Source organism: Halorussus caseinilyticus, from assembly GCF_029338395.1.
In the GTDB taxonomy this organism is placed as follows: domain Archaea; phylum Halobacteriota; class Halobacteria; order Halobacteriales; family Haladaptataceae; genus Halorussus; species Halorussus caseinilyticus.
The window spans coordinates 287,280-308,564 of the sequence record NZ_CP119810.1 but is presented as its reverse complement, the minus strand read 5'-3'; the positions used below and the strand labels follow the sequence as shown (position 1 = coordinate 308,564).

Below are 21,285 nucleotides of genomic sequence, written 5' to 3'. Positions count from 1 at the left end.
TCCGAGGGCGCTTCTACTCGGCGTCGTCGGCCTGCACCGTGAGGACGGGGGCCTCGGAGAGGCGGACGACCTTTTCGGTGACGCTCCCGAGGAGGTAGCGGTCGATGCCGGTCCGGCCGTGAGTCCCCATCACCACGAGGTCCACGTCGTGGGCGGCGGCGTAGTCGAGGATGGCCCGGTGGGGTACACCCGGCACCACGCTCGTCTCGACGCGCGAGACGCCCGCGTCCTCGACCCGTTCCGCCGCACCGTCGGTGACGCTCTCGCCGTAGCGGTCGAGTTTCTCCTCGACCGGCGCGGCATCGACTTCGGCCGGGACCGACGCCACGTCCACCACGAACACGAGGTGGACCGCGGCGTCGTAGGTGTCTGCGTGGCCGACGGCGTGTTCGAGGGCGCGACTCGACTGCTCGCTTCCGTCGATTGGGACCAGAATGCTGTCGTACATATCTCACGCTTCGCGGGGACCGAACGCAAAAGGGTGGGGCGATTCCCGACGTTCGGGAACCGGCATGCGCCAAACCTTTGCGAGTCGGCGTCGTGAGTCACGACGATGGCATCAGTTCGCCGAATCGTCGCCGACGTGTTGAAACCTCACGACCCCTCGCTCGCGGAGTTCGCCCGACGGATGTCGGACGTAGAGGGCGTGGCGGGCGCGAACGCGACGCTCATCGAACTCGACAAGGAGGTCCAGAACGTGAAACTCACCGTCGAAGGCGACGACATCTCGGAGGACCGACTCGAAGCGGCCATCGAGAACGTCGGGGGAAGCCTCCACTCGATAGACGAGGTGGCGTGCGGCGAATACGTCGTCGAAGAGCGACGGACGCCGCAGGATTAGCGTGGCGTCGATTCGTCGCTTCCTCGACCTGCTTGGGCGCGAGGACGTGCGTTCGATTTCCCGTCGGTACTTCATCTCGAACGGGTTCGACGGGACCCTGACCAGCATCGGCGTCGTCATCGGTGCGGTCCTCTCGGGGGTCCCCGACGGTCTCACGGTGGTCAAAATCGGCGTCGGCGCGGCGGTTGGTCTGGGCACCTCGGGCGTCTGGAGCGTCTGGGAAATCGAGCGCGCCGAGACCAGAGCCGAGATTCGCCGGACCGAGCGCGCGATGCTGACAGACTTGGACGACACCCAGTTCGAGCGCAAACAGCAGGGTGCCCGGACGGTTCACGCGATAGCCAGCGGTCTCGGTCCCCTCATCGGGATTTTGCTCCCGCTACTCCCGTTCTTCTTCGAGGGCGTCCTGTTGACCCTCTGGCAGGCCGCCGCCGTCGCAGTCGCACTCGGAGTGGGTCTGCTGGCCTCGTTCGGCGCGTACATGGGCCGGATGTCGGGCCAGCGGTGGTACGTCGCCGCGTTCCGGATGGGACTCGCGGGTCTCGTCGTGGCGGCCATCAACATCTTCCTGCCGGGGTGAGGAGAATCGACGATACGATTCTAAATACGTCCGAGAGCAATATTATCCTGTTTCTGACGCGCAAATACATTTCTTTCAGGTAGTCGTGTGCGTCTCGAATCGCGTTCCGCAATTCGAGACGCGCGACGGCGGGCCGACCAACTCCAGAACGCGCTCGGTGGAAGGGACCACGGGATGCGCTCGACCGACAACCGAGGGTGGCGAAGCCGATAGCCCCGACGCGACGGACTGCCGCGACGCCCGTCGTCTACGACTCCTCGTCTCCGCGCACCGTCAGCACCGGCACGTCCGACTTCCGGACCACGCGCTCGGTGACACTGCCGAGGAGGTAGCGGTCGATGCCGGTCCGCCCGTGGGTGCCCATCACCACGAGGTCCGCGTCGTGGTCGGCGGCGTAGTCGAGGATGGCCCGGTAGGGGACGCCCTCGGCGACTCGGGTCTCGACGCGCGAGACGCCCGCCGACTCCGCTCGCTCGCGGAGTCGCCTCGTAATCTTCCGGCCGCTCTCTTCGAGTTTGTCCACCACGGTCACGGCGTCGAACTCGCCCGCCAAGGCCGACACGTCAACGACGTAGAGGACGTGGAGTTCGGCGTCGTAGGTCGCCGCGAGGTCCAGCGCCTGTTCGAACGCGCGTTCTGCCGGGTCGCTCCCGTCGGTCGGGACGAGGATGCGGTCGTACATATCGCTCCGTTCGCCGTCGTCTGACAAGAGCGCTCCGGCGCTTCCGGGAGGGGTGAACCCGCCGTTACGTATTTTCGACCGTCCGTGGTAGGACCGCACATGAAGTACGACGACTTCATGGGAGCAGTCCAGCACCGACTCGAACTGCCCGACACCGGGCGGACGGTCCGCGCGACCCGCGCGGTCCTCCAGTCGCTCGGCGAGCGATTGCAGGAAGGCGAGGCCGCGGACCTCGCGGGACCGCTCCCGATGGAGGTGGACTACTACCTCGAATCGGCCGACTCCGGACAGCGATTCGACTACGACGAGTTCGTCGGGCGCGTGGCCGACCGCGCTAACGTCGAACGCGCCGACGCCGCCTACTACGGGAAGGTCGTGGTCGGACTCGTCAGCGAGTTGGTTCCCGCCGGAGAAATCGAGCAGGTCCGCGCGCAACTCCCCGAGGACTACGACGACCTGTTCGACCTGATGGACGCCGAGGAAGTAGAGGAGTGAGAGACCGGCGACGAACCCGAGGCGTGTCCCGCGGTCAGTCGGCCCCGACGGGGCCGACGACACCGCGTGACCGCCGGACGAGGACCGCCAGTGTGACGACCAGCAACCCCGCCCCGACCACGAACGGCGTCCAGAACGCGACCACGTAGAGCGCCGCCATGACCGGCGGACCGACCGTCCGTCCGAGACTCCCCGCTCCCTGCGTGAGACCGAAGGCGCTCCCCTGCACCGCCGCGCCCGCGGCCTTCGAGACGAGCGTAGTCAGCGACACCGAGAGGAGCGCGTTCCCGAGCGAGAGTCCCGGCAGAACGAGGACGAGCGCGAGGAGTTCGCGGGTCAGGAACGGCGGGCCGACCGCTCCGCCGAGTGCCGGAAAGAGCGTCCGGCCGAGTACCGGTGAGAACGGAAGCGCCGCGAGTGACACGAGCAGGAGGGCCGCACCTGCCACCGCGAGCGACGAGTCCGGGTAGCGCCGCGAGAGTCGCCCGACGAGGACGCCCTGAAACGCGACGCCGAGGACGCCGATGTACGTCAGGAGGAGGGCCGTCTCGCTGGCACCGAAGCCGAACTGGTCGGCCGCGAACGGGATGAACATCACCTGTACGCCCGAGAACGCGACCGAGAGCAGGAAGAACGCCACCACCAGTCCCCGGAGCGCGTCGTCGGCGAGCGCGTTCCGGAAGGTCTCGACCCATCCGACCACCGCTCGGGTCGCCTCGGTGGTCTCCCGTCGGACGCTCGACTCTTCGAGGAACAGGACCGTGAAGCCGAAGTTCAGGAGACTCAGCCCCGCGGCGGCGAAACTCGGGAGGGAGAACCGAGTCGCCGGAATCGCGGCCGGGAGTACGTCGCGGGCGAGCGCCACCACGGGGTCGCTGGCGAAAAAGCCGCCGAGCGCCGGGCCGAAGACGAACCCGAGACCGAACGCCGCGCCGACGAGACCGAACGCGCCCGCCCGTCGCTCCGGCGGCGTCACGTCCGCGACGTAGGCTTGCGCGGCCGCGAGGTTGCCGCCCATCGCACCCGCGAGCATCCGGGAGGCGAACAGCACCCAGACGGTCCCGGCGAGTCCGAAGACGGTCCACGCGACGACGCTCCCCAGAATCGAGACGAGGAGGACTGGTCGCCGCCCGCGGCGGTCCGAGAGCGAACCGAGCGCCGGGGCGAACGCGAACTGCATCGCCGAGTAGGACGCCGCGAGCAGGCCGATATACACGTCGCTGACGCCGAAACTGCGGACGTAGAACGGGAGAATCGGAATAATGATGCCGAACCCGAGTAGGTCGAGAAACACCACGGCGACGACCGTCGCCAGCGCGCGCCGCGGATGTGCGAGGTTCGCAACGTCGGCGGTCCCGGCTCTGGGGGTACTCATCAGACGACCAGTCGGTTCGAGAGCCAGACGGTTAAATCACGTCGAACCGCGGCAGTAGAGTCACCGTCGGGAAATCGGACTGACCGCGCTTACAGGGTCATCTGCATCTCCGACATCTGGACGAACGCCGTCTCGTACCCCTCGTGGCGCGAGACCTGCGGCGGCGCGTCCACCGTCACCGTGAGCTGGTCGCCCGACTCCACGCCGTCAACCGCCGCGCCGTAGTGGTAGCCGAGTTCGGGGTCTACCGCGGGTCGGAGGATGTCGTCGTAGACCGCCGACCCGTCGCGGTTCAGGGTCGCCGACAGCGACATGAACGGCAGGGGGTAGCGGTTGTACGGCGTCCGGGCCGACACCGCGAGGTAGGACTTGCCGTCGGCGACGAAGTGGGGCGTCTCGTCGGGCGAGAACGCCACGAAGTTGGCGTCGCCCGTGGACCCCTCGCCGAGGACGCCCGGCAGGTCTCCGGACTCGGGGACCTGCGCGATGGGCATCTTCATGTCCATCGGTTCGATTGCGCCCGCCGTGCCCTTCTTGTCGGGGAGGTTCTCGTACGAGATGTTACCCAGTTTGTCGCGGGTGTGTTCGAACTCCACCTCGAAGGTGGTCTGTTCGCCGAACGCGCCCTGCAGGTCGCCCATCCGACGGGCCTGCATCGCGCCTATCGAGAGTTCCGCGGTGTAGGTGCCGTCACCGTCGAGTTCCACGTTGTCGCCGAAGTGATACCCCATGTTCTGGGAGAGCATCGGCCAGAGGCTCCGGGAATCGACCTCGTTGCCGTCCTTCAGAATTTTCGCCGAGACGTTCGCGGTCGGGAGAACGGTCTTGGTCTGCTTGTCCCAAATCGTCGCCATCAGGTGGGCGGTCACGTCCTCGCCGACCTGTGCGAGGTTGGTGTCGGTGCCCGTAATCGTCCAGAAGGCGTGGGGTGCGCTGTACATCAGGCCCGCCTTGTAGCGGCCCGACCCGCCCATGCCGACCATCTTCATCCCGTCGATGTGAGAGGGGTAGTAGACTTTCTTCCCTCGGTCGGCGACAGTAGTGAACTGCCCGGACGACGATTCGGTTTCCAGCATTCCGGTGCATCCTGCGAAACCAGCGAGACCGAGCGGTGCGCTGGCACGAAGGAAGTCGCGTCGTTGCATTAGTAGACACATGCGGGAGGGGAAAAATACGGGTTCTGGTTCGGGCGTCGAAAAGGCGACCACGGACGACAGAGCTTTCGGCACGTTTCGCCGTTATCACCGATAACAAAGACCGACGAGCCATAAATCGTCGCCCACGGGACGTTATTGGTACAAACTAAATCTATAAAATAAAAATTATTTAAGAGAAAGATTTATATTAAAATTTATTCAAAAAGAACTATGACCTCGGATATTCACACAATCCGTTCCAAAGAGCAGTGTACGACCATAGACGACGAGACGTTCTCGACGGTCGAACGCCTGATTCTCACGCACGACGGGACCGTGATGCGACTGCTCGAAACGCTCACCGGGCAGTCGGTCGATGTGGACATCGTTACGCGAACCGTCCGCGAGGACATGCTCTATCGACACGTGAAGCTAAAACCGCCCGGCGACTCCGAACCGCTGGCGTGGGCCGAATCCGAAGTCGATTTGGCGAGTCTCGACGCCGAGTACGCCGACGAACTCCGCGAGGGGAACGTCGGTATCGGGAAGTTGTTCCGGGAACAGCGTTCCGAGACGTTCCGGGAACTCGTGGACGTGGGTCTCGTGACCGCCGACGACCGACGCCCCTCGTTCGTCGAACCCGACGCGGAAGTGCTGTTCGAGCGAACCTACGACATCTACCACGACGACACCGACATCATGACGATTACCGAGTACTTCCCGAAGGGCGAGTTCGAGCAGTTCCTCCCGTAGCGGTGCCGTCGGAGAGTCGCCCCGCGGCCTCCGTCTCGGCGCGGAACGACCGAACGACCAGAACGCCTAAAAACGTTCTTTTCGAATTAGTTGCTATGTCAGAGAAGGCGGAAAAATCACCGGTCGTCGTGGCTGGCGCTGGTCCGACCGGGATGACCGCGGCGCTCGCGCTCCGGGCCCGCGGCGTCCCGACGACGATTGTAGAGGCCGACTCCGAGGACCGGAACCGGGACGGCACTCGCGCGATATACGTCCACGGTTCGACGCTCCGGACCCTCGAACGCATCGACCCCGGACTCGGCAAGCGGCTGGTCGAGAGGGGTCTCGTCTGGCCGACGCGACGGACGCTCTGGCGCGGCGAGGAAGTGTTCTCGCGGACGTACGACGACCCCGGCGGGTCGGGCGACATCCCCCACTTCACCAGTCTGCCCCAGACCGACACGGAGACGTTCCTCCGGGACGCACTCGAAGAGAACGGCGTCGAAATCCAATGGGACTCGGCGGTCGAACGCGTCGAATCCGGTCCCGACGGCGTTCGCCTCGAAACCGCGGGCGGCGACGTGTGGGAGACGGAGTACCTCGTCGGTGCCGACGGTGCCGGTTCGACGGTCCGAAACGAAATCGGCGTGGACTTCCGGGGAAGCCAATCCGAGAACTCCTTCGTCATCGTGGATGTCGAAGAGACGCCCGAGAACCCCCTGCCGAACGAACGGGTGTTCCACTACGAGCATCCCGGCGTTGGCGGGCGAAACGTGCTGGTCGTCCCGTTCACGGGCGGGTGGCGCGTGGACATCCAGTGCAAGGAGTCCGACGACCCGGACCGACTCTGTAGCGAGGAGGTCCTCGGCGAGATGATAGCCAGAATCCTCGGCGAGCGATACCGGTCGCGGGTGTCGTGGGTCTCGGAGTACAAGTTCAAGCAGGTGACGGCGAACTCGTTCGTGGACGACCACCGGCGCGTCCTGTTGGCGGGAGAGGCCGCCCACCTGTTCGCGCCCTACGGCGCGCGAGGGATGAACTCGGGGGTCGCCGACGCCGACGAAGCGGCGTCGGCCATCGCGGTGGCGAACCGCGCGGAGACCGAACCGGTCGCGCGCGCCGAAGTCGAACTGTACGCCGCGCGACGGCAGAAGGCCGCCGAGTTCAACAAGGACGCCGCGGGACAGGCCCTGAAACACCTCCGGGACGACAGTATCGTGACGAGGACCAAGAAAGCCGCCGCCGCGAAACTAGCCGACTACTGGGAGGACGCGGGCGAGTGGCTAGACGACGCCCCTTACGGACCCCACGGTAGCCCCCCGATTACGAGCATCGGCCAGTACTGACCCGCCTCGCGCGAAGACTCGGAACATCGAGCGGTCGGCGTCCGTCGTCGCCGACGACGGACGCCGACGTGACGAGACCGGTTAGAGGACCGCCGGAACGCTCGCGCCGACTGCGAACAGCACCGAGTAGAGCGTGGTCAGGTGTCCCTCGCGGACCAGCGCCCGGTTCAGCACCTCGTCGGTGTTGTTCAGCACCTGTCGGGTAACGCTGACCGCGTAGGGAATCGACGCGAGGGGGAGGAGGACCCAGATTTCGAAGCCGTAGTTCGCCCACAGTACGACGGGCGCGAGGTAGACGAGTCCGAGCATCGCCACGAACTCCGCGCGACTGAAGCCGTAACCGAATCGGACCGGCATCGTCCGCTTGCCCGCCTCCATGTCGGTCTCCCGGTCGCGCATGTTGTTGATAATCATCATCGCGGTGGCGAGACCCGCGGGTGCCAGACTAGCGACGAACGCCTCCATCGGGACGGTGCCCGCCGGGATTTCGACGGGGAACGCGCCGACGCCCGCCGACTTGACCGCCATCAGGTAGTAGGTCGCACCCGCGGGGAACACGCCGAAGACCCAGAAGATAGCCAAGTCGCCGAGTCCGTTGTCGGCGTAGTAGACAGGCGGTCCGGCGTAGAGGAACCCAGTCACCGCGAGGAAGACGCCGGTGACGAGCATCGGGACCCCGCCGACGTAGACGGGGTAGATGCCCGCGATAAACGTCAGCGCGTAGACGACCCAGATGCCCTGTTTGACGTGTTCGGCCGGGAGCAGTCCCGCTTGGGTGACGCGGGTGAATCCCTCCCTGTCGTCGGTGTCGATGCCTCGGATGGCGTCGTAGTAGTCGTTGACGAAGTGGGTACCCTGCTGGTTGAGTAGCATCGCAACGAGCGAGGCCACCGCGAGTTCGAGGACGAAGATACCTTCGTGGACGGCCAACCCCGCGCCGACGAGAATCGGCGACACGCCGACCGGTACCGTCATCGGCCGAGTAGCCAGCAACCACGCTTTCGTCCGCGATACTTTGTCTACGTCGGTAGTTTCCATACTAATCTAATGTATGATATTTACACTTAAATTTATCTATAGAAATAATAAGATAATAATAAATGGTAGGAGCAAACAAATCTTCGAGACGAATCGCGTCGAACGAGTGTCGAGAGAGGACGGAGCGAGTGCCACTCGGTGGACGAGAGGACCACCCGTGTAAAACATACAATATTTAAGTTCCGGAATAAAACAGGGGAATCGAAATGACGAAACTCACGCAGAATCCACGCTCGAACGTCGAACGCCGAACCGACGCGGACCGCGAAGAGGGGGTCCGCCGATGAGTGTCGTCGGCACCGCGGTTCTCGGTATCAAGGGACTGCTCGGGATTGCGATGCTGGGCGCGGGAGGCATGAAAGTCGCGGGGGCCGAACAACTCGTCGAGGACTTCGACCGGTTCGGCTATCCCCAGTGGTTCCGAAGCGTGACCGGCGGCATCGAAGTGGTGGCGGGTCTCGCCCTGTTCGCCAGTTTCGTCACGACATCGACGGCGGCGCTCGCGGCGGGTCTCGTCGTCGCCGCGGTGATGGCCGGGGCCGTCGTCACGCACGCCCGAGCGGGAGACGCCACTTCGGAGATGGTTCCGCCCGCGGCGCTGTTCGTGCTGGCACTGGTCGTCAGTTCCTACAGCGCAGGTTTCCTCGGATAAGGAAACCGCGTTCGTCGGGTCGAAAAAGAAGCGAGCGAGTCGATTAAACTTGCTGTTCTTCGAGGTCTTCCAGCACGACGGCCAACCCTTCGGTGCCAAGGTCGTACACCGTATACGTGTTCGGGTACCACCCGTCGTAGGGGTAGACGGTGGGTTGGGCGACCGGTCGCGCGTCCTCGCCGCTCAGGTTCGAGAGGTACTCGCGGGTGAGCATCGGCTCGACGAAGTTGAGTTCGCCCGCGCCGTCGCCGTTCAGGTCGTAGGCACCCCAGAGCAGGGTGTTGGTGAACTCGCCGCCGTTGAGTTCCGGCGTCGTCGGGTCGATGAGGTGTTCGCCCATGTGCTTGACCGTCACGTACTCGCCGGTCTTCGGACTCGGAACGCGGGCGAATCCCTGCGGCATCCGTTCGGCGGGAATCTCGTAGTCAGCGACCGACTGCTCGATTCCGTAGACGGTCTCAACGTCCTCGAAGTGGAAGTGAACGTCGAAGTGGGGAACGTCGTGAACGCCGCTGGGCGGGTGGCCGTTGGGGTTCCAGTTGAATCCGAGGAACTCGAACGGCGCGGGCGCGGTGTCGGGGAACGGCACGGCGAACTCCTTGCTCATCGCGCCGTGAATCACGGTTCCCTCGCCGCTCTCTTGGAGTTCTTCGGCCGACGGGAGACCCGAGAGCGCCCCGTCGCTGAGGTGGACGCCGACGAACTTCGGCAGACCGGTGAAGTCCACCGACGAGAACGTGGTGAGTCGGCCGTTACCGAGTTCCACGGAGTACTCGTCGGCGTAGTCGTCCAGCACGGTCTGGGGGTCGTCCAACAGCGACGCCCTGCCGTCGCTCGCGCTGGCGACTCCCGTCGCCGCACCGAACGCGACGGCAGTGCCGAGTCCTTTCAGAACGCTTCTTCGAGTCCGTCCGCCAATCCGCGAGTCGTCATCGTTCGACATGGTAAACACGATGGTAGTATCGTATAAATTATTATTGAGTGATTGTATTTTTCTTAAAATATATTCTTTCGAAGTAGAAATTTAATGTGGGTCGCCCGCCACGTCAGTTTTCGTCGCGGTCCGTGCGCGGCGGGAGGTTCATCTCGACGGTGCGGAGAACGCCGCGCAGTTGCGCGGCGTTCCGTTCGAGGGCCGGAATCTCGCAGTCCTCGGCGAGTCGTTCGAGCGAGGCGAGTTCCTCGCCGATGGTCTCTACGTGTTCGCGCATCTGTTCGTGTTTCTCTGCCTCGGGTTCGAGCGATTGCTGTCGGTCGGTCATTGTTCGTACTGGGTTCGGCGGGTGCGGGCGTCGGTGAATCGGTCGCTCTTCAGTTCGTTGCGGTCCAAGGTTCCGGGACTCGACACGTCCACGTCGAAGCTCAGGTGGGTCCGCTTTTTCAGTTCCTTGTCGAGTTCGGTCGCGATTCGGTCGGCGTCGTAGTCGTACTCCCCGTCGGCCTCGACCCGGAGTTCGAGAGTGTCGAGGTCCTTCTCGGGGTGGTCCTCGATGCGCACGCGGAACTCGTTGGTCACGGGGTCGTAGCCGTGAACCACGTCCTCGACGGCACGGGGCGACAACAGCGTGCCGTTTATCGTCCGGAACTCGTCTTCGCGGCCCAGAACGCCGCCGTCGGTCACCCGGAACGTCCGGCCGCAGTCACAGGACTCCTCGGCGAGTCGAATCCGGTCTTTGAGTTCGAAGCGGACGTAGGGTTGGGCGGAGCGATTCAGCGGCGTCACGACGAGACGGCCCGTCTCGCCGGGACCGACGGGTTCGTCGTCCCCGTCGAGGACTTCCACGAGGAAGCGGGCCTCGTTGAAGTGGAGTCCGAGAGTGTCGCCGTCGCAGGCGAATCCCCACGCTCCCGCCTCCGTCGCCCCGGCGTGGTCGTACACGTCTGCGCCCCAGAGCGCTTCGAGTTCGTCCTTCGTACTCGGGACGCTGGCACCCGGTTCACCCGCGCAGACGACGGTCTCTATCGCCGTCTCCGCGAGGTCGATTCCCTCCTGTTCGGCGACTTCCGCGAGGCGGAAGGCGTAGGTCGGCGTCACCGCGACGACGGTGGGGTCCAGCGTCTCGATTTTCTCGACTCGCTGTGCCGAGGACATCCCGCCGCCGGGGATGACCTCCGCGCCGATTCGCTCGGCGGCGGCGTGGGCGGCCCAGAACGCCACGAAGACGCTGTAGGAGAACGGGAGAAACACCCGGTCGTCGGGTCGGACGCCCTGCGCCCAGAGGACCGTCGCCCACGAGTCGGTCCACCACTCCCAGTCGGGGAGCGAGTCGGCCTGTCTGACGGGTCGGCCGGTGGTTCCGGAGGTCTGGTGGTACGAGACGACCGACTCCGCGTCCTCGGCGAGGAGGTCCCCGTAGAGTCCGTCGCCCTCGCGTTGGGCCTCCCGGAGTTCGTCTTTCGTCGTCGTCGGGAGTTCGCGCACGTCCGCCAGCGACGTGATGTCGTCGGGAGAGATGCCCGATAGCTTCTCGGCGTAGAACGGGGAGTCGTCTTTCGCGTGTTCTACCTGCTCTCGAAACTGGTCGAGTTGATACGCCCGAAGGTCGTCGAGCGCCATGGTTTCGAGGATTGGATTCCACATCTCGCTCATTTTTATCAACTACTGTAAGGTAACGTAATATAATTATGTTACTTCAACGTTGGTACTCCGGCCAGATGTAACGAGTTCGGTAGTTCGAACGGCGACGCTATCCGGACGGACAGCGCCGTCTCGTCCGAGCGCCGCTTTTCTGATAAAAAATCAGATGTTTCGAGCTACGCCACGTCGTGGCGAAGCACGCCGACGCCCTCGACTTCGACTGCCACCTCGTCGCCGGGTTCGAGTGGGGCCACGCCCGCGGGCGTGCCGGTCGAAATCACGTCGCCGGGTTCGAGCGTGAGGTAGGTCGTAATCTCCTCGACGAGTTCCGGGACAGACCAGATGAACTCCTCGCGCGAAGACGATTGGCGGGTCTCGCCGTTCACGCGCAACTCGACGCTGGCGTCGTCCGGTACCTCGTCGGGGGTTGCCAGCACCGGGCCGAGCGGTGCGGAGTTGTCGAAGGCCTTCCCGCGGACCCAGTTCTGCTCGCGGTCTTGGTCGTCGCGGTTCGACACGTCGTCCATGCAGGTGAATCCGGCGACGTACTCCATCGCCTCGTCCGCGGCGACGTGCCGGGCCTGTTCGCCCATCACGACGGCTAACTCGGCCTCGTGGTCCACCCGCTCCTTTCCGGCGGGGAGCGACACGGTGTCGCCGTGGCCCGACACCGCGTTGGGGGGTTTGAGAAACAGCAGGGGTCGCTCGGGGGGTTCCTTGTCTCGCTCGGCGGCGTGGTCGGCGTAGTTCAGGCCCACGCAGACGATTTTGGTGGGGTCGCTCGGCGGGAGGACCTCGACTTCGGACTCGTCGTAGGTCCGGTCGGCGAACTCGATGCCGTCGTCGGTCCACTCGCCGACGCGGGTGCTTCCCGCCGGGTCGCGGAATCTGACTTTTCGCATGGTCCGAGGTGCGCGTCGGGGCGGTAAAGAGGTTCGCGGTCCGGCGAAATCTTCGCGTTCTTCGCGGCGGGGACGCGGCGAGGGGTGACGAGAGTAATGGAAGCGACCGGCCGCAGGGGACGCGCTCGGCCGACCAACCGACAGCGAACGCTCGGCCGACCAACCGACAGCGAACGCTCCGCTGACCAATCCACCGGGGGGATAAAGGGGCCGCCCGCTCGCGTCCAGTTCAGTCGCCTCAGCGACCCTTATCCGAGCGAACACAGTGAGCGAGGATATGTCGCTGAGCGACCGCGAGCGGGCGGGGGCTTTCTGAGCGTTTATTACGACGGTTCCTGCGGTTGCGATGACTGTACGAAGCGAGCGGGCGGGGGCTTTCGAGGACTTCTCTCCGGCAGTTTCGGCGGTAGCGGTACGGAGCAAGACGGCCGAGACGAACAGCAGAGACGGAGAAGCTAGCGACAGGCTTGAACCAATCATACCGCACAGCACCGCCGCCGCGGGCCACGTCTTCCCCAACCGACTCCCTCACTCGTCCCCTTCGGGGACTCGTTCAGTCGTCCACCGTCGGAAGCGAGTCCCGACGACCTCGCACGGATGGGCGCGACCACTTGCGGGTCGCGCCCGCGCGCGCTGAGTCGTATTAGGTTAGTCTCGTGAAACCCGAGCAATATATAGACAGTTCTAAGACGTATAAACAATTGTCAAGCAAAGTGAAAAGCACGTCTGAAATAGCGAAATTAGTCCCAAAGCCAATTACGGATTCGGCTTCGGGAGCGACCGGTGTTTCCGCGGCGGGAGCAGGAAGTTCCCGCGCCGGAGGACCTCCATGTACTGGAGGATGCCGTTGTTGTTCTTCTGACCGACCGCCGACTTCTCGGCCACGTCCTCGCCGTTCATCGCTTCGCGGGTGTCCACGAAGTCAGAGATGGTGCGCTGGACCGAGACGAAGTGCAGACCCGCTTGCCCGCCGTCCGTCGAGTCGAAGTCGCGGCGAATCATCAGCGGCGAGTCGTCGTCGTCCCGCGCGCGGGCCGACTTCTGGGAGTGGCCGACCATCCCCTTCGTTCGGGCGTGGTCCTCGGTGTGGGCCGGACACCCCTTCTCGGACATCTTCGCGGAGTCGCCGAGGTTCTCGCCGACGCCCTCCACGAGGTCCTCCTCGGCGTGGACCGGGCAGAACATCTTCGAGACGCGCTGTGACCGACTGTCCTGCTCGTACCACTGTTCGAGTTTCAACTGAATCTTCGAGAGTTGGTGGGTCGTCCCGTCCGCGAACGGCCCGTCCTGAATCGTCACGCGGTCCTCGCTGGCCTGATTCTTCTTGAATCCCGACTTGAAACCCATGAACAGCGGCGAGTCCTCCGAGACCGGTTCGTCGTCCGGGATGCCCTCCGCGTCCTGATTCTCGGCGGGCAGACCGCTACCGACGAATCCCGTCCGGCGGTCGGCCTTCTCGAAGACGCCGGTGAGGTCGGCGTCCATCTCGACGCCGTTGACCTCCGACTTCTCGCCGAGGAGAGCTTCCTCGGCGGCCAACACGACCGACGCGTGGTCGCTGGCGAGGTGGACCACGGCGTCCTGCTGGTCGAGTTCCGGGTCCTCGAACGGCGCGAGCGCCTTCGGTTGCTGTAAATCGACCGACTCGGGGAGGTCGGCGTCGAATCGCTCGAAGTACGACGGCGAGTAGCCCACGGTAAAGAGCAGGCCGTCGTTGCCTCGCTCGTAGGCGCGTTCGAGGCTCTCGAACGCCGACTCGACGGTTTTCCGGTCGCCGTCGCTCGGCGTCCCGTCGCTGGCGTAGTTCAGCAAGAGCAGGACGCGGTGGCGCGGCGCGACATCGTTGCCGTGGTCGTCGGTCGGCAGGAATTCGTTCCACGCGTGCTGGCGCGCGGGGAGCGTCGAGAGGTCGTCTGGTCCGTTCGACACGTCCGGTTCGCCGTTGCGACCCATGCACGCCGACAGCGCCGAGGCACCGCCGATGGCGACGGCGGCCTTGGCGAACTGTCGTCGAGAGAGTCGTCCGGGTTCGGTTGGTTCGCTATCGTCCATTAGTGTTCACTAAGAAGACAGTATGAAAGGAAGTTTTGGTTCGGGCGTCGAAATCGGAGTTACGGCGAACCGTCGTTCGCGTACGTCGTCCGGGAAATCTTGGGCAGTAGCCACGACAGGAAGGCGTCGGGACTCCGGGTCTGCAACCACACCCGGCCCGGTCCCTCGAACCGACACACCAGTCCCTCGCCCGAGAGTATCGTGGACTTCAGGCCCGCCACGCGCCGGACCGCGAAGTCGGCCGACGCCTCGAACGCGACGATGTGGCCGGTGTCCACGGTGTACGTCTCGCCGTCGTCCAAATCGACGGACTTGATGGCCCCGTAACTCGACGCGAACAGCGGACCCGACCCCGAGACTTTCAGCAGGAACAGGCCCTCGCTCCCGAAGAACGTCTTCGCTCCGCCGAACTCCGTGTCCACGTCGAGGTCGGTGTCGCCCGCGACGTACGACCCCGACTGGACGTAGACTGTCTCGTCCGACAGTTCCTCGTGAGTCACGTCGCCCGGCAACGGCGGCGCGAGCGTCACCGTGCCCTCGCCACCCGTCGCGGTGAAGGTGTTCTGGAAGAAACTCTCGCCGCCGAAGACGCTCCGGCGAAGCGACCGGAGGAACCCGCCGGTCGCGTTGGTGTCCATCGAGACGTTCTCGCCGTGACTCACCATCGCGCCGCCCTCGGCCTGAATCTGCTCGCCGTCTTCGAGCGTGACGTTCAGAAGCGAGTACGCCGGGCCGGATTCGACTTCGTGTCGCATGGCGGGACGACGACGGAGCGAGACAAAACGGTTCCGACGCGAGCGCGTGCCGGGACCGGAAACCGGCGGCGTCACTCCGAATCGTCGAGGCGATACCCGCAGTTCGGGCACTCGGCGTCCGCGTCGGCGGAGCGCGTCGGTTCCGATACGTCCTCGTACCCGGCCGCGAGGATGCTCGCGGGAAGCGCGAACAATCCGATACCCCCGAGCGCGGTCAGTCCGGCGAAGAGGCGGCCGAGAAGCGTGACGGGAACCACGTCGCCGTAGCCCACCGTCGTCAGCGTGATGACCGCCCACCACATCGCGTCCGGGATGCTGGCGAAGGTACCGGCGGGTCGTTCGGCGTAGTACAGCAGGCCCGACGAGACGAAGAACACGAGGACGGCGAGCATCACGGCTATCGAGAGGTCGGCGCGCCGCGCGCGGACGACCCGGACGAACCGCTGGCGCGACTGCCAGACGGCCGACTCGCGGAACAGGCGCAGGAACCAGAACGCCCTGACGACGCGGATAAACCGAAGGTCGAGCGCCGCGACTCCGAGGACGAACGGGAGAATCGCCAGCAGGTCGGCGACGGCGTAGGGATTGACGAGGAACCTGAGACGCCCGAGAACGGGACCCTCGTAGCCCGGTCTGGCAGTCGATGCCCAGAACCGAAGCGCGAACTCGACGACGAACACCACAATCGAAAGTAGCTCGAACAACCGAAACACCGTCCGATAGCGAGCGTACACCGGGTCTATGGTCTCCAAGACGACGGCGACGACGTTCAGCAGAATCAGCGCCCCGACGAAAGCGTTCGTCGCTCTGCTGGCCGAACTCTCGCCCGAACTGTCGAGGAGGACGGCCACGCGGCGTTTCGAGTCTCCGGTCATGTCATCGAACTACCACGGGCAGGGTAAAACGAGTAGCGACCGAGGGACCGACGCGGCGGAGGGTCACGCGGTGAAACGGCGACTGCCGCTCCGCCGACCCTACTCTTCGACCAGACTGTCCACGAGCGTCGTGAATCGGTCCACCATGCGCTCGGGGAGCGACGGCGTAATCTCGCCGAGCAGGTCGGCGGTGGCCTTCGGGCGGGCGGGTTCGAGGTAGACGCGGTTCCCCTCGCGGCGCTTGTCCACGAGGTCGTAATCGGTCAGGTTGTCGAGGTGCCACTCGACGGTACTCCGGGCGAGACCCAACTCGTCGGTGAGTTCGGCGGGCGTCGTCTCCCCGGCGTCGAGCAGGAAGGCCAGCACGTCGCGGGCGGTTTCGCGCCGGAACATGGCGAGCGCCGACCGCTCCCAGTCGTCGTACTCCGGCGGGTAGAGGTGGGTCCGGCCCTGCACCTCGTCGGTCACGACTCGCTCGTCGGCCGAGAGTCGCCGGAGGTGGTACTGGACCTGCCCCGGCGCGAGGTCCAGCGCCCGGACGACGCCGTTGAAGTGAACGCCGGGGTTCGACCGAACGTGGTCGGCGATGGACCGGCGGGTCTCGTTCATCGCTCGCCCTCCCGCAAGTCGTCGCGTCCGCGTTCGTGCGCGCCGTGCGCGGACTCACGGCCGCGTTCGTCTGCGCTCCCGCGTTCGCGCGCCGTCGCGCTCTCGCGCGACGGCACGCGCTCGGATTCGACCGGTTCGGACCCGCCGTCGCTCCGAATCGGCGGACTATCATCGGCCGCGGACTGGCGGGCAGAGCGGGCGTCGTAGACGGCCGCGACGACCAGCGAGGCCATCACCGCGTCGAGTGCGTGTTCGAGCAAGTGGTGCGGTCCCGCGGCGACCGAACTGGTGAGCGTCAGCACTGCGACGGCGGTTCGAGCGAGCAGGGTCGCCAGCGCCAGCGTCACCAACAGGTACGACCGGGAGGGTCGCCGGACCAACGCCGCCAGCGCGAGACCGAGGAGGACGACCGACCCGACCCCCGCCAACGCGAGCAGACCGACGAACGCGAGGTCCACGCTCTCGACGTGCCCCGCGTCGAGAAGCGTCCACGTCGTAGGTGTGAAGTTCATGCTCCCCCGTACTCATCGAAGGGACTTACGAATTAGGGTCGAAAGCGCGGGTCACGTTCGGAGACGGGCGTCTCGAACGCTCCAGTGGGGAGTCAGACGCGCGGCGGACGATTCGAAACAACGGAAACGCCGGTGTCAGGCGAGTCGGGGGTCGAGAGCCTCGACTTCGTGGTCGCACCGCGGACACCGGTAGCGCGCGCCGTCGTCCGCGACGAACTTCCGGGTCGGACCGACGTACCGGCAGTTCGGACACCGCCGAATCGGGAGTCGAAGCACGTCCGAACGGACGGGCCGACCGCCCAAAAGTGAGTCGCCGAGCGACGGCACACCGTCGCTCGGCGACGGGAAAAACAGCGGAAAGACCGGTGTGACTAGCCGAGGTGTCGCCGACGGAAAGACAGCGGAAACGCCGGAGTCGCGGGGCGAGCGCACGACTCGGAGCATCGAAAATAGTTGGATAGCAACGAAATACACGTCTTTTCACTCACTTTTTCAGTCCTATCGGCGAGTCGGAGCGCGAGACTGATTACCCTCCGGCACCCACCTCCGGCGATGACGGTCCGACGCGACGACGGCATCCGAATCGACGCCGGGCGGACCTACGTCGCCGACGCCGCGAGCGCCGTCGGCGACGTGAACATCGTGAGCCACGCTCACGCCGACCACACCTTCCGGAAGACTCCGGAAACGGTGGTCTGTTCGGCCCCGACCGCGGCGCTGGTCGAGGCCCGAACCGGCGCGTCGGTGCCCGAGTTCCGCGAGGGCACCGAAAGGGTGACGCTCCACCCCTCGGGCCACGTCGTCGGGTCGCGGGCCGCGCTGGTGGAGGCAGACGGCGCGGACCGGCCGGACGGGGCCGCGCGCCGGTACCTCTACACCGGCGACTTCTCGGTCCGGGACCGCCTCTACTTGGAGGGGTTCGACCCGGTTGACGCCGACGTGCTGGTGACGGAGACGACCTACGGCGACCCGGCATATCGGTTCCCACCCGAGGAAGAGCTTCAGGGCCGGATTCGGGACTGGATGGCCGACAACGACGACCGACCGCTCGTGCTGTTCGGCTACTCGCTGGGCCGCGCCCAGAAACTCCAGCGACTCGCGCGACAGGCGACGAACCGCCGAATCGTCGTCCACGACGCGATTCGGACCGTCAACGACGCCATCGAGGACGCGACGAACCTCGAATTTCCGGCCGAGTCGATTCCGTCACCGCTGTCGGTAGAAGCCGACAGCGGTGACGAAATCGCAGGCGACGAAATCGTGGTCCTCCCGACCAACCTCGCCCGGAGCGACTGGGTAACGAATCTCGCCGAGCGCCACGACGCGCTGAAGGCCGGATTCTCCGGGTGGGCGGTCGAAGAGTCGTTCCGCTACCGCGGGGGCTACGACGCCACCTTCCCGCTGACCGACCACTGCGACTTCGACGAGTTGGTCGAAGTCGTCCGAGCCGTGGACCCCGAAGTCGTCTACACCCACCACGGGTCCGCGGCGGCGTTCGCCGACCACCTCGCCGTCCACCACGACTACGACGCCCGACCTTTGCTCGGCGACCAGACGCGACTGGACCAGTTCTGAGCGCGGCGTTCCGAACTCGCCCGACCCCGACCGCGACAACGTTTACGTCGATGAACGTCGTCCACGAGGTGTATGCCAACAGTCGCAATCGTCGGCGGCGGCCCCGCCGGACTCAGCGCCGGACTGTTCACCGCGAAGAACGGCCTCGAAACCGTCGTGTTCGACACCGACGAGACGTGGATGCACAAGGCCCACCTCTTCAACTACCTCGGCATCCGGTCCATCGCGGGCGACGAGTTCCAAGCCGTCGCCCGCGGGCAGGCCGAGGACCGCGGCGTTGACCTCCGGATGGGCGAGGCGGTCACCGGAGTCGAAGAGGACGGCGGAGGCTTCACCGTCACGACCGAAGAGGGCGAGTACGACGCCCGGTACGTCGTCTTCGCCACCGGAACCGATACCGACCTGCCCGAGTCGCTGGGGTGCGAGATGGACGACGAGGGTCTCGTGGACGTGGACCTCTCGATGGAGACCAGCGTCGGGAACGCCTACGCCACCGGCGCGATGATTCGCAATCAGGAGTGGCAGGCCGTCATCTCGGCGGGCGACGGCGGCGCGGCGGCGCTCGACATCCTGAGCGAAGAGAAGGGCGAACACTTCCACGACTTCGACACGCCGGCGGACGTGCCGAGTCTGAGCGACCTGCCAGACGAAGAAGACGAGTAGACGGGAGCGCGGATTGGCTCCGTTCACCGCGAGACCCGCCAGTCCGACCGGCGGGAAGTCGTCGCTCGCGGCGAGCATCGCCGCTGGAGAGTCCGAGCTGGAGAGTCAGTCCGACTCGCGTCCGGCGGCCAACTTGTCGGCCAGCGACCGGGACACCCCCGCGAGGTACGCGCCGCCCCAGACCGCGACGAGGAGTGCCCCGAACAGGTCGAACACGAGGTCGGTCATCGTGTTGGCGAGACTGTGCTGGGCGAGGACGCTCGCGGTGCCGGTCCACGAGGCGAGTCCGTCGAGACCGAACTCCAGCAGTTCCCAGAGGACGCCGAACGCGAGCGTGAACACGAGGATGAACGCGGCCACGAACTTCCGGGGAAGGTACACGTCGGGGTCGTGAACGTCGAACGCCCGGACCGTCGCGTACCCCGCGGCCGCGACCAGCGACGACGACAGGGCGTGAGTGAGATTGTCCCAGAGACCGATAGCGCCGTAGAGTCCGAACGACCCGAGGGCGTGGAGGAACACGGGAATCACTATCCAGAGCGTGAGTCGGGTGTCGATGGGCAGGCCGTAGTCGCGTTCGAGCAGACCCGGCAGTTCCATCACCGCGAGCGCGACCCCGACGTTGACGAGGACGCCGACGCGCCGCTGGTAGAGGCCCGCGAGGAAGACGACCACCAGCGCGAGTTGGAACCCGCGGACGACCTGTCGCTGGCGGCGGTCCGAGAGGCGAAACCCATCGCCCGATTCGCTTCGGGCCACCTCGCGGGGCGAGTCGGACTGGTCCGACTCGCCCCGCGAGCGCTCGACCCGCTCCGCGCGCTGGCGTCGGCCGACCAGAACCCGAGGCGCTCGCGGTCCACCCGCCGGAAGTACGCGGCGAAGGCCACGCCCGCGACGACGCCGACGCCGGTCGCGGCGGTCAGCGACCACATCGTCCGCTGGAGACCGCGTAGCGTCCGCGTGCCGAGCGCGAGGTCCGAGACCCACTGGACGACTGCCCACGCGCCCGCGGCGGCCATCGTCATCGTGACGACGAACGCGACGGCGAACTCGGGCGACATCTCGACCGGAGTGAAGGCGTCGAACTCGACGGCGGCGGCCAGCGCCAGCGACGGGACGACGAGGAACGCCGCGACCGACCGCGGCAGGAGGAGGTCGAACGACTGGAGCGCGTACGGGACCGCGACGAACAGCGCCACCTCCCACGGGAGCATCGCGGTCCAGCGCCGGTAGGCCGCGACCGGGACCAGCGCGACACCGACCGCCGAGAGTCCGAGACCGACCCAGAGCAAGTCACCGTCGCTCGCGCTCGCGGCCACGGCGACCCCGAGAACCGCGACCAGCGCCCACGCGACGAGCGCGTTCCGCCGCCGAGCGACGATGCCGTCCGCGATTTCCGTCCCCCCGGACACCCTCCGGAGTACGGGTGGCGAGCGTAAAAACGTAGAGCCTTCCGGGAGTGTTAGTAGGTGGTTACTCCCGGTCGACGCGTGAACCGGGCGATTTCGGGCGCGTGAAGTGTTTGAACGATTCGTGAACTATCCGTGAAACGGAGAACTACCGCTTCAAACACACGTTGTCCCGGCGTGAAACCGGTCGAACCGGTGAAACGTCGTTCAACCGAGTTACCACTTCATGGGGCTGTAACCCGAGAAGTCAATCGGGGGAAACTCGATGGCAACACAAAACTCGGCGTTTTCCGAGACGACAGAAATCTGTGACGACTGTGGCGAATCGACGCCACACGACGTAAGTATCGAGATTCAGACCGAGAGCAAGAAGTCCGAGAACACCGAGTTCTCGCGCGAACCGTACCGAGTCACCGAATGTCTGGAGTGCGGGGAGACGACGAGCAAGCGGATGAACAACGCGTAAGCTAGTTTTTTG

At 65.6% G+C, this 21,285-nt stretch carries 26 protein-coding genes; 9 read left to right on the top strand and 17 right to left on the bottom strand.

Annotation, left to right across the window (positions count from 1 at the left end):
* Positions 1-13: 13 nt before the first annotated feature.
* Positions 14-448, bottom strand: coding sequence for a universal stress protein (locus P2T60_RS19030; protein WP_276282338.1), 435 nt, complete (start codon positions 446-448; stop codon positions 14-16).
* A 105-nt stretch (positions 449-553) separates the two neighbouring features.
* Between P2T60_RS19030 and P2T60_RS19025 the strand changes: the two genes are divergently transcribed.
* Both P2T60_RS19025 and P2T60_RS19020 read left to right on the top strand, forming a co-directional pair.
* Complete coding sequence (locus P2T60_RS19025; RefSeq protein ID WP_276282337.1) at positions 554-841, top strand: DUF211 domain-containing protein; 288 nt, start codon at positions 554-556, stop codon at positions 839-841.
* Between the two features lies 1 nt (position 842).
* Positions 843-1,421, top strand: a complete 579-nt coding sequence (locus P2T60_RS19020; RefSeq protein WP_276282336.1) for a VIT1/CCC1 transporter family protein — start codon at positions 843-845, stop codon at positions 1,419-1,421.
* 247 nt (positions 1,422-1,668) lie between these two features.
* Here P2T60_RS19020 and P2T60_RS19015 read toward each other — a convergent pair whose 3' ends face one another.
* Positions 1,669-2,103: a universal stress protein gene (locus P2T60_RS19015; protein WP_276282335.1), complete on the bottom strand. Its 435-nt coding sequence runs from the start codon at positions 2,101-2,103 to the stop codon at positions 1,669-1,671.
* 99 nt (positions 2,104-2,202) lie between these two features.
* Here P2T60_RS19015 and P2T60_RS19010 point away from each other — a divergent pair, with 99 nt between their 5' ends.
* Positions 2,203-2,598, top strand: coding sequence for a DUF2267 domain-containing protein (locus P2T60_RS19010; protein WP_276282334.1), 396 nt, complete (start codon positions 2,203-2,205; stop codon positions 2,596-2,598).
* Between the two features lie 34 nt (positions 2,599-2,632).
* Here the strand turns inward: P2T60_RS19010 and P2T60_RS19005 are convergent, their stop codons facing one another.
* Complete coding sequence (locus P2T60_RS19005) at positions 2,633-3,973, bottom strand: MFS transporter (RefSeq protein ID WP_276282333.1); 1,341 nt, start codon at positions 3,971-3,973, stop codon at positions 2,633-2,635.
* 89 nt (positions 3,974-4,062) lie between these two features.
* Positions 4,063-5,118 (bottom strand): iron transporter, encoded by a 1,056-nt coding sequence (locus P2T60_RS19000; RefSeq protein WP_276282332.1) that lies wholly within the window; start codon positions 5,116-5,118, stop codon positions 4,063-4,065.
* A 222-nt stretch (positions 5,119-5,340) separates the two neighbouring features.
* Between P2T60_RS19000 and P2T60_RS18995 the strand changes: the two genes are divergently transcribed.
* Both P2T60_RS18995 and P2T60_RS18990 read left to right on the top strand, forming a co-directional pair.
* The gene (locus P2T60_RS18995) at positions 5,341-5,862 is read left to right on the top strand and encodes a chorismate--pyruvate lyase family protein (RefSeq protein WP_276282331.1); all 522 of its coding nucleotides are present in this window, start codon (positions 5,341-5,343) and stop codon (positions 5,860-5,862) included.
* 95 nt (positions 5,863-5,957) lie between these two features.
* Positions 5,958-7,187, top strand: a complete 1,230-nt coding sequence (locus tag P2T60_RS18990) for an FAD-dependent monooxygenase (RefSeq protein ID WP_276282330.1) — start codon at positions 5,958-5,960, stop codon at positions 7,185-7,187.
* Between the two features lie 81 nt (positions 7,188-7,268).
* On the opposite strand, the gene menA is transcribed toward P2T60_RS18990, so the two are convergent.
* Positions 7,269-8,225: a 1,4-dihydroxy-2-naphthoate octaprenyltransferase gene (gene menA / locus P2T60_RS18985; RefSeq protein ID WP_276282329.1), complete on the bottom strand. Its 957-nt coding sequence runs from the start codon at positions 8,223-8,225 to the stop codon at positions 7,269-7,271.
* A gap of 283 nt (positions 8,226-8,508) precedes the next feature.
* Between menA and P2T60_RS18980 the strand changes: the two genes are divergently transcribed.
* Entirely contained in the window at positions 8,509-8,877 is a 369-nt protein-coding gene (locus P2T60_RS18980) for a DoxX family protein (RefSeq protein WP_276282328.1), read from the top strand.
* Positions 8,878-8,920: 43 nt separating this feature from the next.
* Here P2T60_RS18980 and P2T60_RS18975 read toward each other — a convergent pair whose 3' ends face one another.
* The 10 genes from P2T60_RS18975 to P2T60_RS18930 all read right to left on the bottom strand — a co-directional run bounded on the left by P2T60_RS18975 (position 8,921) and on the right by P2T60_RS18930 (position 17,436).
* Complete coding sequence (locus P2T60_RS18975) at positions 8,921-9,820, bottom strand: hypothetical protein (RefSeq protein ID WP_276282327.1); 900 nt, start codon at positions 9,818-9,820, stop codon at positions 8,921-8,923.
* Between the two features lie 103 nt (positions 9,821-9,923).
* Positions 9,924-10,139 (bottom strand): hypothetical protein, encoded by a 216-nt coding sequence (locus P2T60_RS18970; protein WP_276282326.1) that lies wholly within the window; start codon positions 10,137-10,139, stop codon positions 9,924-9,926.
* Positions 10,136-11,467: a phenylacetate--CoA ligase family protein gene (locus tag P2T60_RS18965; RefSeq protein WP_276282325.1), complete on the bottom strand. Its 1,332-nt coding sequence runs from the start codon at positions 11,465-11,467 to the stop codon at positions 10,136-10,138. The genes P2T60_RS18970 and P2T60_RS18965 overlap by 4 nt, the downstream gene beginning before the upstream one ends.
* A 164-nt stretch (positions 11,468-11,631) precedes the next feature.
* Entirely contained in the window at positions 11,632-12,357 is a 726-nt protein-coding gene (locus P2T60_RS18960) for a fumarylacetoacetate hydrolase family protein (protein ID WP_276282324.1), read from the bottom strand.
* A 756-nt stretch (positions 12,358-13,113) separates the two neighbouring features.
* Entirely contained in the window at positions 13,114-14,409 is a 1,296-nt protein-coding gene (locus P2T60_RS18955; protein ID WP_276282323.1) for a DUF7405 family protein, read from the bottom strand.
* A 59-nt stretch (positions 14,410-14,468) separates the two neighbouring features.
* Complete coding sequence (locus tag P2T60_RS18950; protein WP_276282322.1) at positions 14,469-15,164, bottom strand: TIGR00266 family protein; 696 nt, start codon at positions 15,162-15,164, stop codon at positions 14,469-14,471.
* Between the two features lie 71 nt (positions 15,165-15,235).
* A complete protein-coding gene (locus tag P2T60_RS18945; protein ID WP_276282321.1) occupies positions 15,236-16,039 on the bottom strand; it encodes an ion transporter in 804 nt (267 codons plus the stop codon).
* Positions 16,040-16,138: 99 nt separating this feature from the next.
* Positions 16,139-16,648 carry a winged helix-turn-helix transcriptional regulator gene (locus P2T60_RS18940; RefSeq protein ID WP_276282320.1) on the bottom strand — a complete coding sequence of 170 codons (510 nt, stop codon included), beginning with the start codon at positions 16,646-16,648 and terminating at the stop codon, positions 16,139-16,141.
* Positions 16,645-17,160, bottom strand: coding sequence for a DUF7471 family protein (locus P2T60_RS18935; protein ID WP_276282319.1), 516 nt, complete (start codon positions 17,158-17,160; stop codon positions 16,645-16,647). The genes P2T60_RS18940 and P2T60_RS18935 overlap by 4 nt, the downstream gene beginning before the upstream one ends.
* Before the next feature lie 135 nt (positions 17,161-17,295).
* Entirely contained in the window at positions 17,296-17,436 is a 141-nt protein-coding gene (locus tag P2T60_RS18930) for a hypothetical protein (RefSeq protein WP_276282318.1), read from the bottom strand.
* A gap of 276 nt (positions 17,437-17,712) precedes the next feature.
* Here P2T60_RS18930 and P2T60_RS18925 point away from each other — a divergent pair, with 276 nt between their 5' ends.
* Both P2T60_RS18925 and P2T60_RS18920 read left to right on the top strand, forming a co-directional pair.
* A complete protein-coding gene (locus tag P2T60_RS18925) occupies positions 17,713-18,735 on the top strand; it encodes an MBL fold metallo-hydrolase (protein WP_276282317.1) in 1,023 nt (340 codons plus the stop codon).
* A 72-nt stretch (positions 18,736-18,807) separates the two neighbouring features.
* Positions 18,808-19,398 carry an FAD-dependent oxidoreductase gene (locus P2T60_RS18920; RefSeq protein WP_276282316.1) on the top strand — a complete coding sequence of 197 codons (591 nt, stop codon included), beginning with the start codon at positions 18,808-18,810 and terminating at the stop codon, positions 19,396-19,398.
* Between the two features lie 105 nt (positions 19,399-19,503).
* Here the strand turns inward: P2T60_RS18920 and P2T60_RS18915 are convergent, their stop codons facing one another.
* Together P2T60_RS18915 and P2T60_RS18910 are read right to left on the bottom strand one after the other, a co-directional pair.
* Positions 19,504-20,073 (bottom strand): DUF2238 domain-containing protein, encoded by a 570-nt coding sequence (locus P2T60_RS18915; RefSeq protein ID WP_337250853.1) that lies wholly within the window; start codon positions 20,071-20,073, stop codon positions 19,504-19,506.
* Positions 19,998-20,810: a hypothetical protein gene (locus P2T60_RS18910; protein ID WP_276282315.1), complete on the bottom strand. Its 813-nt coding sequence runs from the start codon at positions 20,808-20,810 to the stop codon at positions 19,998-20,000. Before P2T60_RS18910 ends, P2T60_RS18915 begins: the two co-directional genes overlap by 76 nt.
* 262 nt (positions 20,811-21,072) lie before the next feature.
* Between P2T60_RS18910 and P2T60_RS18905 the strand changes: the two genes are divergently transcribed.
* Positions 21,073-21,273, top strand: a complete 201-nt coding sequence (locus P2T60_RS18905; protein WP_276282314.1) for a DUF7835 family putative zinc beta-ribbon protein — start codon at positions 21,073-21,075, stop codon at positions 21,271-21,273.
* The last annotated feature ends 12 nt before the right edge of the window (positions 21,274-21,285 follow it).

Coding starts and splice junctions, on each gene's coding strand:
- P2T60_RS19030 (WP_276282338.1), bottom strand. CDS start 448: ATGTACGACAGCATTCTGGTCCCAATCGACGGAAGCGAGCAGTCGAGT.
- P2T60_RS19025 (WP_276282337.1), top strand. CDS start 554: ATGGCATCAGTTCGCCGAATCGTCGCCGACGTGTTGAAACCTCACGAC.
- P2T60_RS19015 (WP_276282335.1), bottom strand. CDS start 2,103: ATGTACGACCGCATCCTCGTCCCGACCGACGGGAGCGACCCGGCAGAA.
- P2T60_RS19010 (WP_276282334.1), top strand. CDS start 2,203: ATGAAGTACGACGACTTCATGGGAGCAGTCCAGCACCGACTCGAACTG.
- P2T60_RS19005 (WP_276282333.1), bottom strand. CDS start 3,973: ATGAGTACCCCCAGAGCCGGGACCGCCGACGTTGCGAACCTCGCACAT.
- P2T60_RS19000 (WP_276282332.1), bottom strand. CDS start 5,118: ATGCAACGACGCGACTTCCTTCGTGCCAGCGCACCGCTCGGTCTCGCT.
- P2T60_RS18995 (WP_276282331.1), top strand. CDS start 5,341: ATGACCTCGGATATTCACACAATCCGTTCCAAAGAGCAGTGTACGACC.
- P2T60_RS18990 (WP_276282330.1), top strand. CDS start 5,958: ATGTCAGAGAAGGCGGAAAAATCACCGGTCGTCGTGGCTGGCGCTGGT.
- menA (WP_276282329.1), bottom strand. CDS start 8,225: ATGGAAACTACCGACGTAGACAAAGTATCGCGGACGAAAGCGTGGTTG.
- P2T60_RS18980 (WP_276282328.1), top strand. CDS start 8,509: ATGAGTGTCGTCGGCACCGCGGTTCTCGGTATCAAGGGACTGCTCGGG.
- P2T60_RS18975 (WP_276282327.1), bottom strand. CDS start 9,820: ATGTCGAACGATGACGACTCGCGGATTGGCGGACGGACTCGAAGAAGC.
- P2T60_RS18970 (WP_276282326.1), bottom strand. CDS start 10,139: ATGACCGACCGACAGCAATCGCTCGAACCCGAGGCAGAGAAACACGAA.
- P2T60_RS18965 (WP_276282325.1), bottom strand. CDS start 11,467: ATGAGCGAGATGTGGAATCCAATCCTCGAAACCATGGCGCTCGACGAC.
- P2T60_RS18960 (WP_276282324.1), bottom strand. CDS start 12,357: ATGCGAAAAGTCAGATTCCGCGACCCGGCGGGAAGCACCCGCGTCGGC.
- P2T60_RS18955 (WP_276282323.1), bottom strand. CDS start 14,409: ATGGACGATAGCGAACCAACCGAACCCGGACGACTCTCTCGACGACAG.
- P2T60_RS18950 (WP_276282322.1), bottom strand. CDS start 15,164: ATGCGACACGAAGTCGAATCCGGCCCGGCGTACTCGCTTCTGAACGTC.
- P2T60_RS18945 (WP_276282321.1), bottom strand. CDS start 16,039: ATGACCGGAGACTCGAAACGCCGCGTGGCCGTCCTCCTCGACAGTTCG.
- P2T60_RS18940 (WP_276282320.1), bottom strand. CDS start 16,648: ATGAACGAGACCCGCCGGTCCATCGCCGACCACGTTCGGTCGAACCCC.
- P2T60_RS18935 (WP_276282319.1), bottom strand. CDS start 17,160: ATGAACTTCACACCTACGACGTGGACGCTTCTCGACGCGGGGCACGTC.
- P2T60_RS18925 (WP_276282317.1), top strand. CDS start 17,713: ATGACGGTCCGACGCGACGACGGCATCCGAATCGACGCCGGGCGGACC.
- P2T60_RS18920 (WP_276282316.1), top strand. CDS start 18,808: ATGCCAACAGTCGCAATCGTCGGCGGCGGCCCCGCCGGACTCAGCGCC.
- P2T60_RS18905 (WP_276282314.1), top strand. CDS start 21,073: ATGGCAACACAAAACTCGGCGTTTTCCGAGACGACAGAAATCTGTGAC.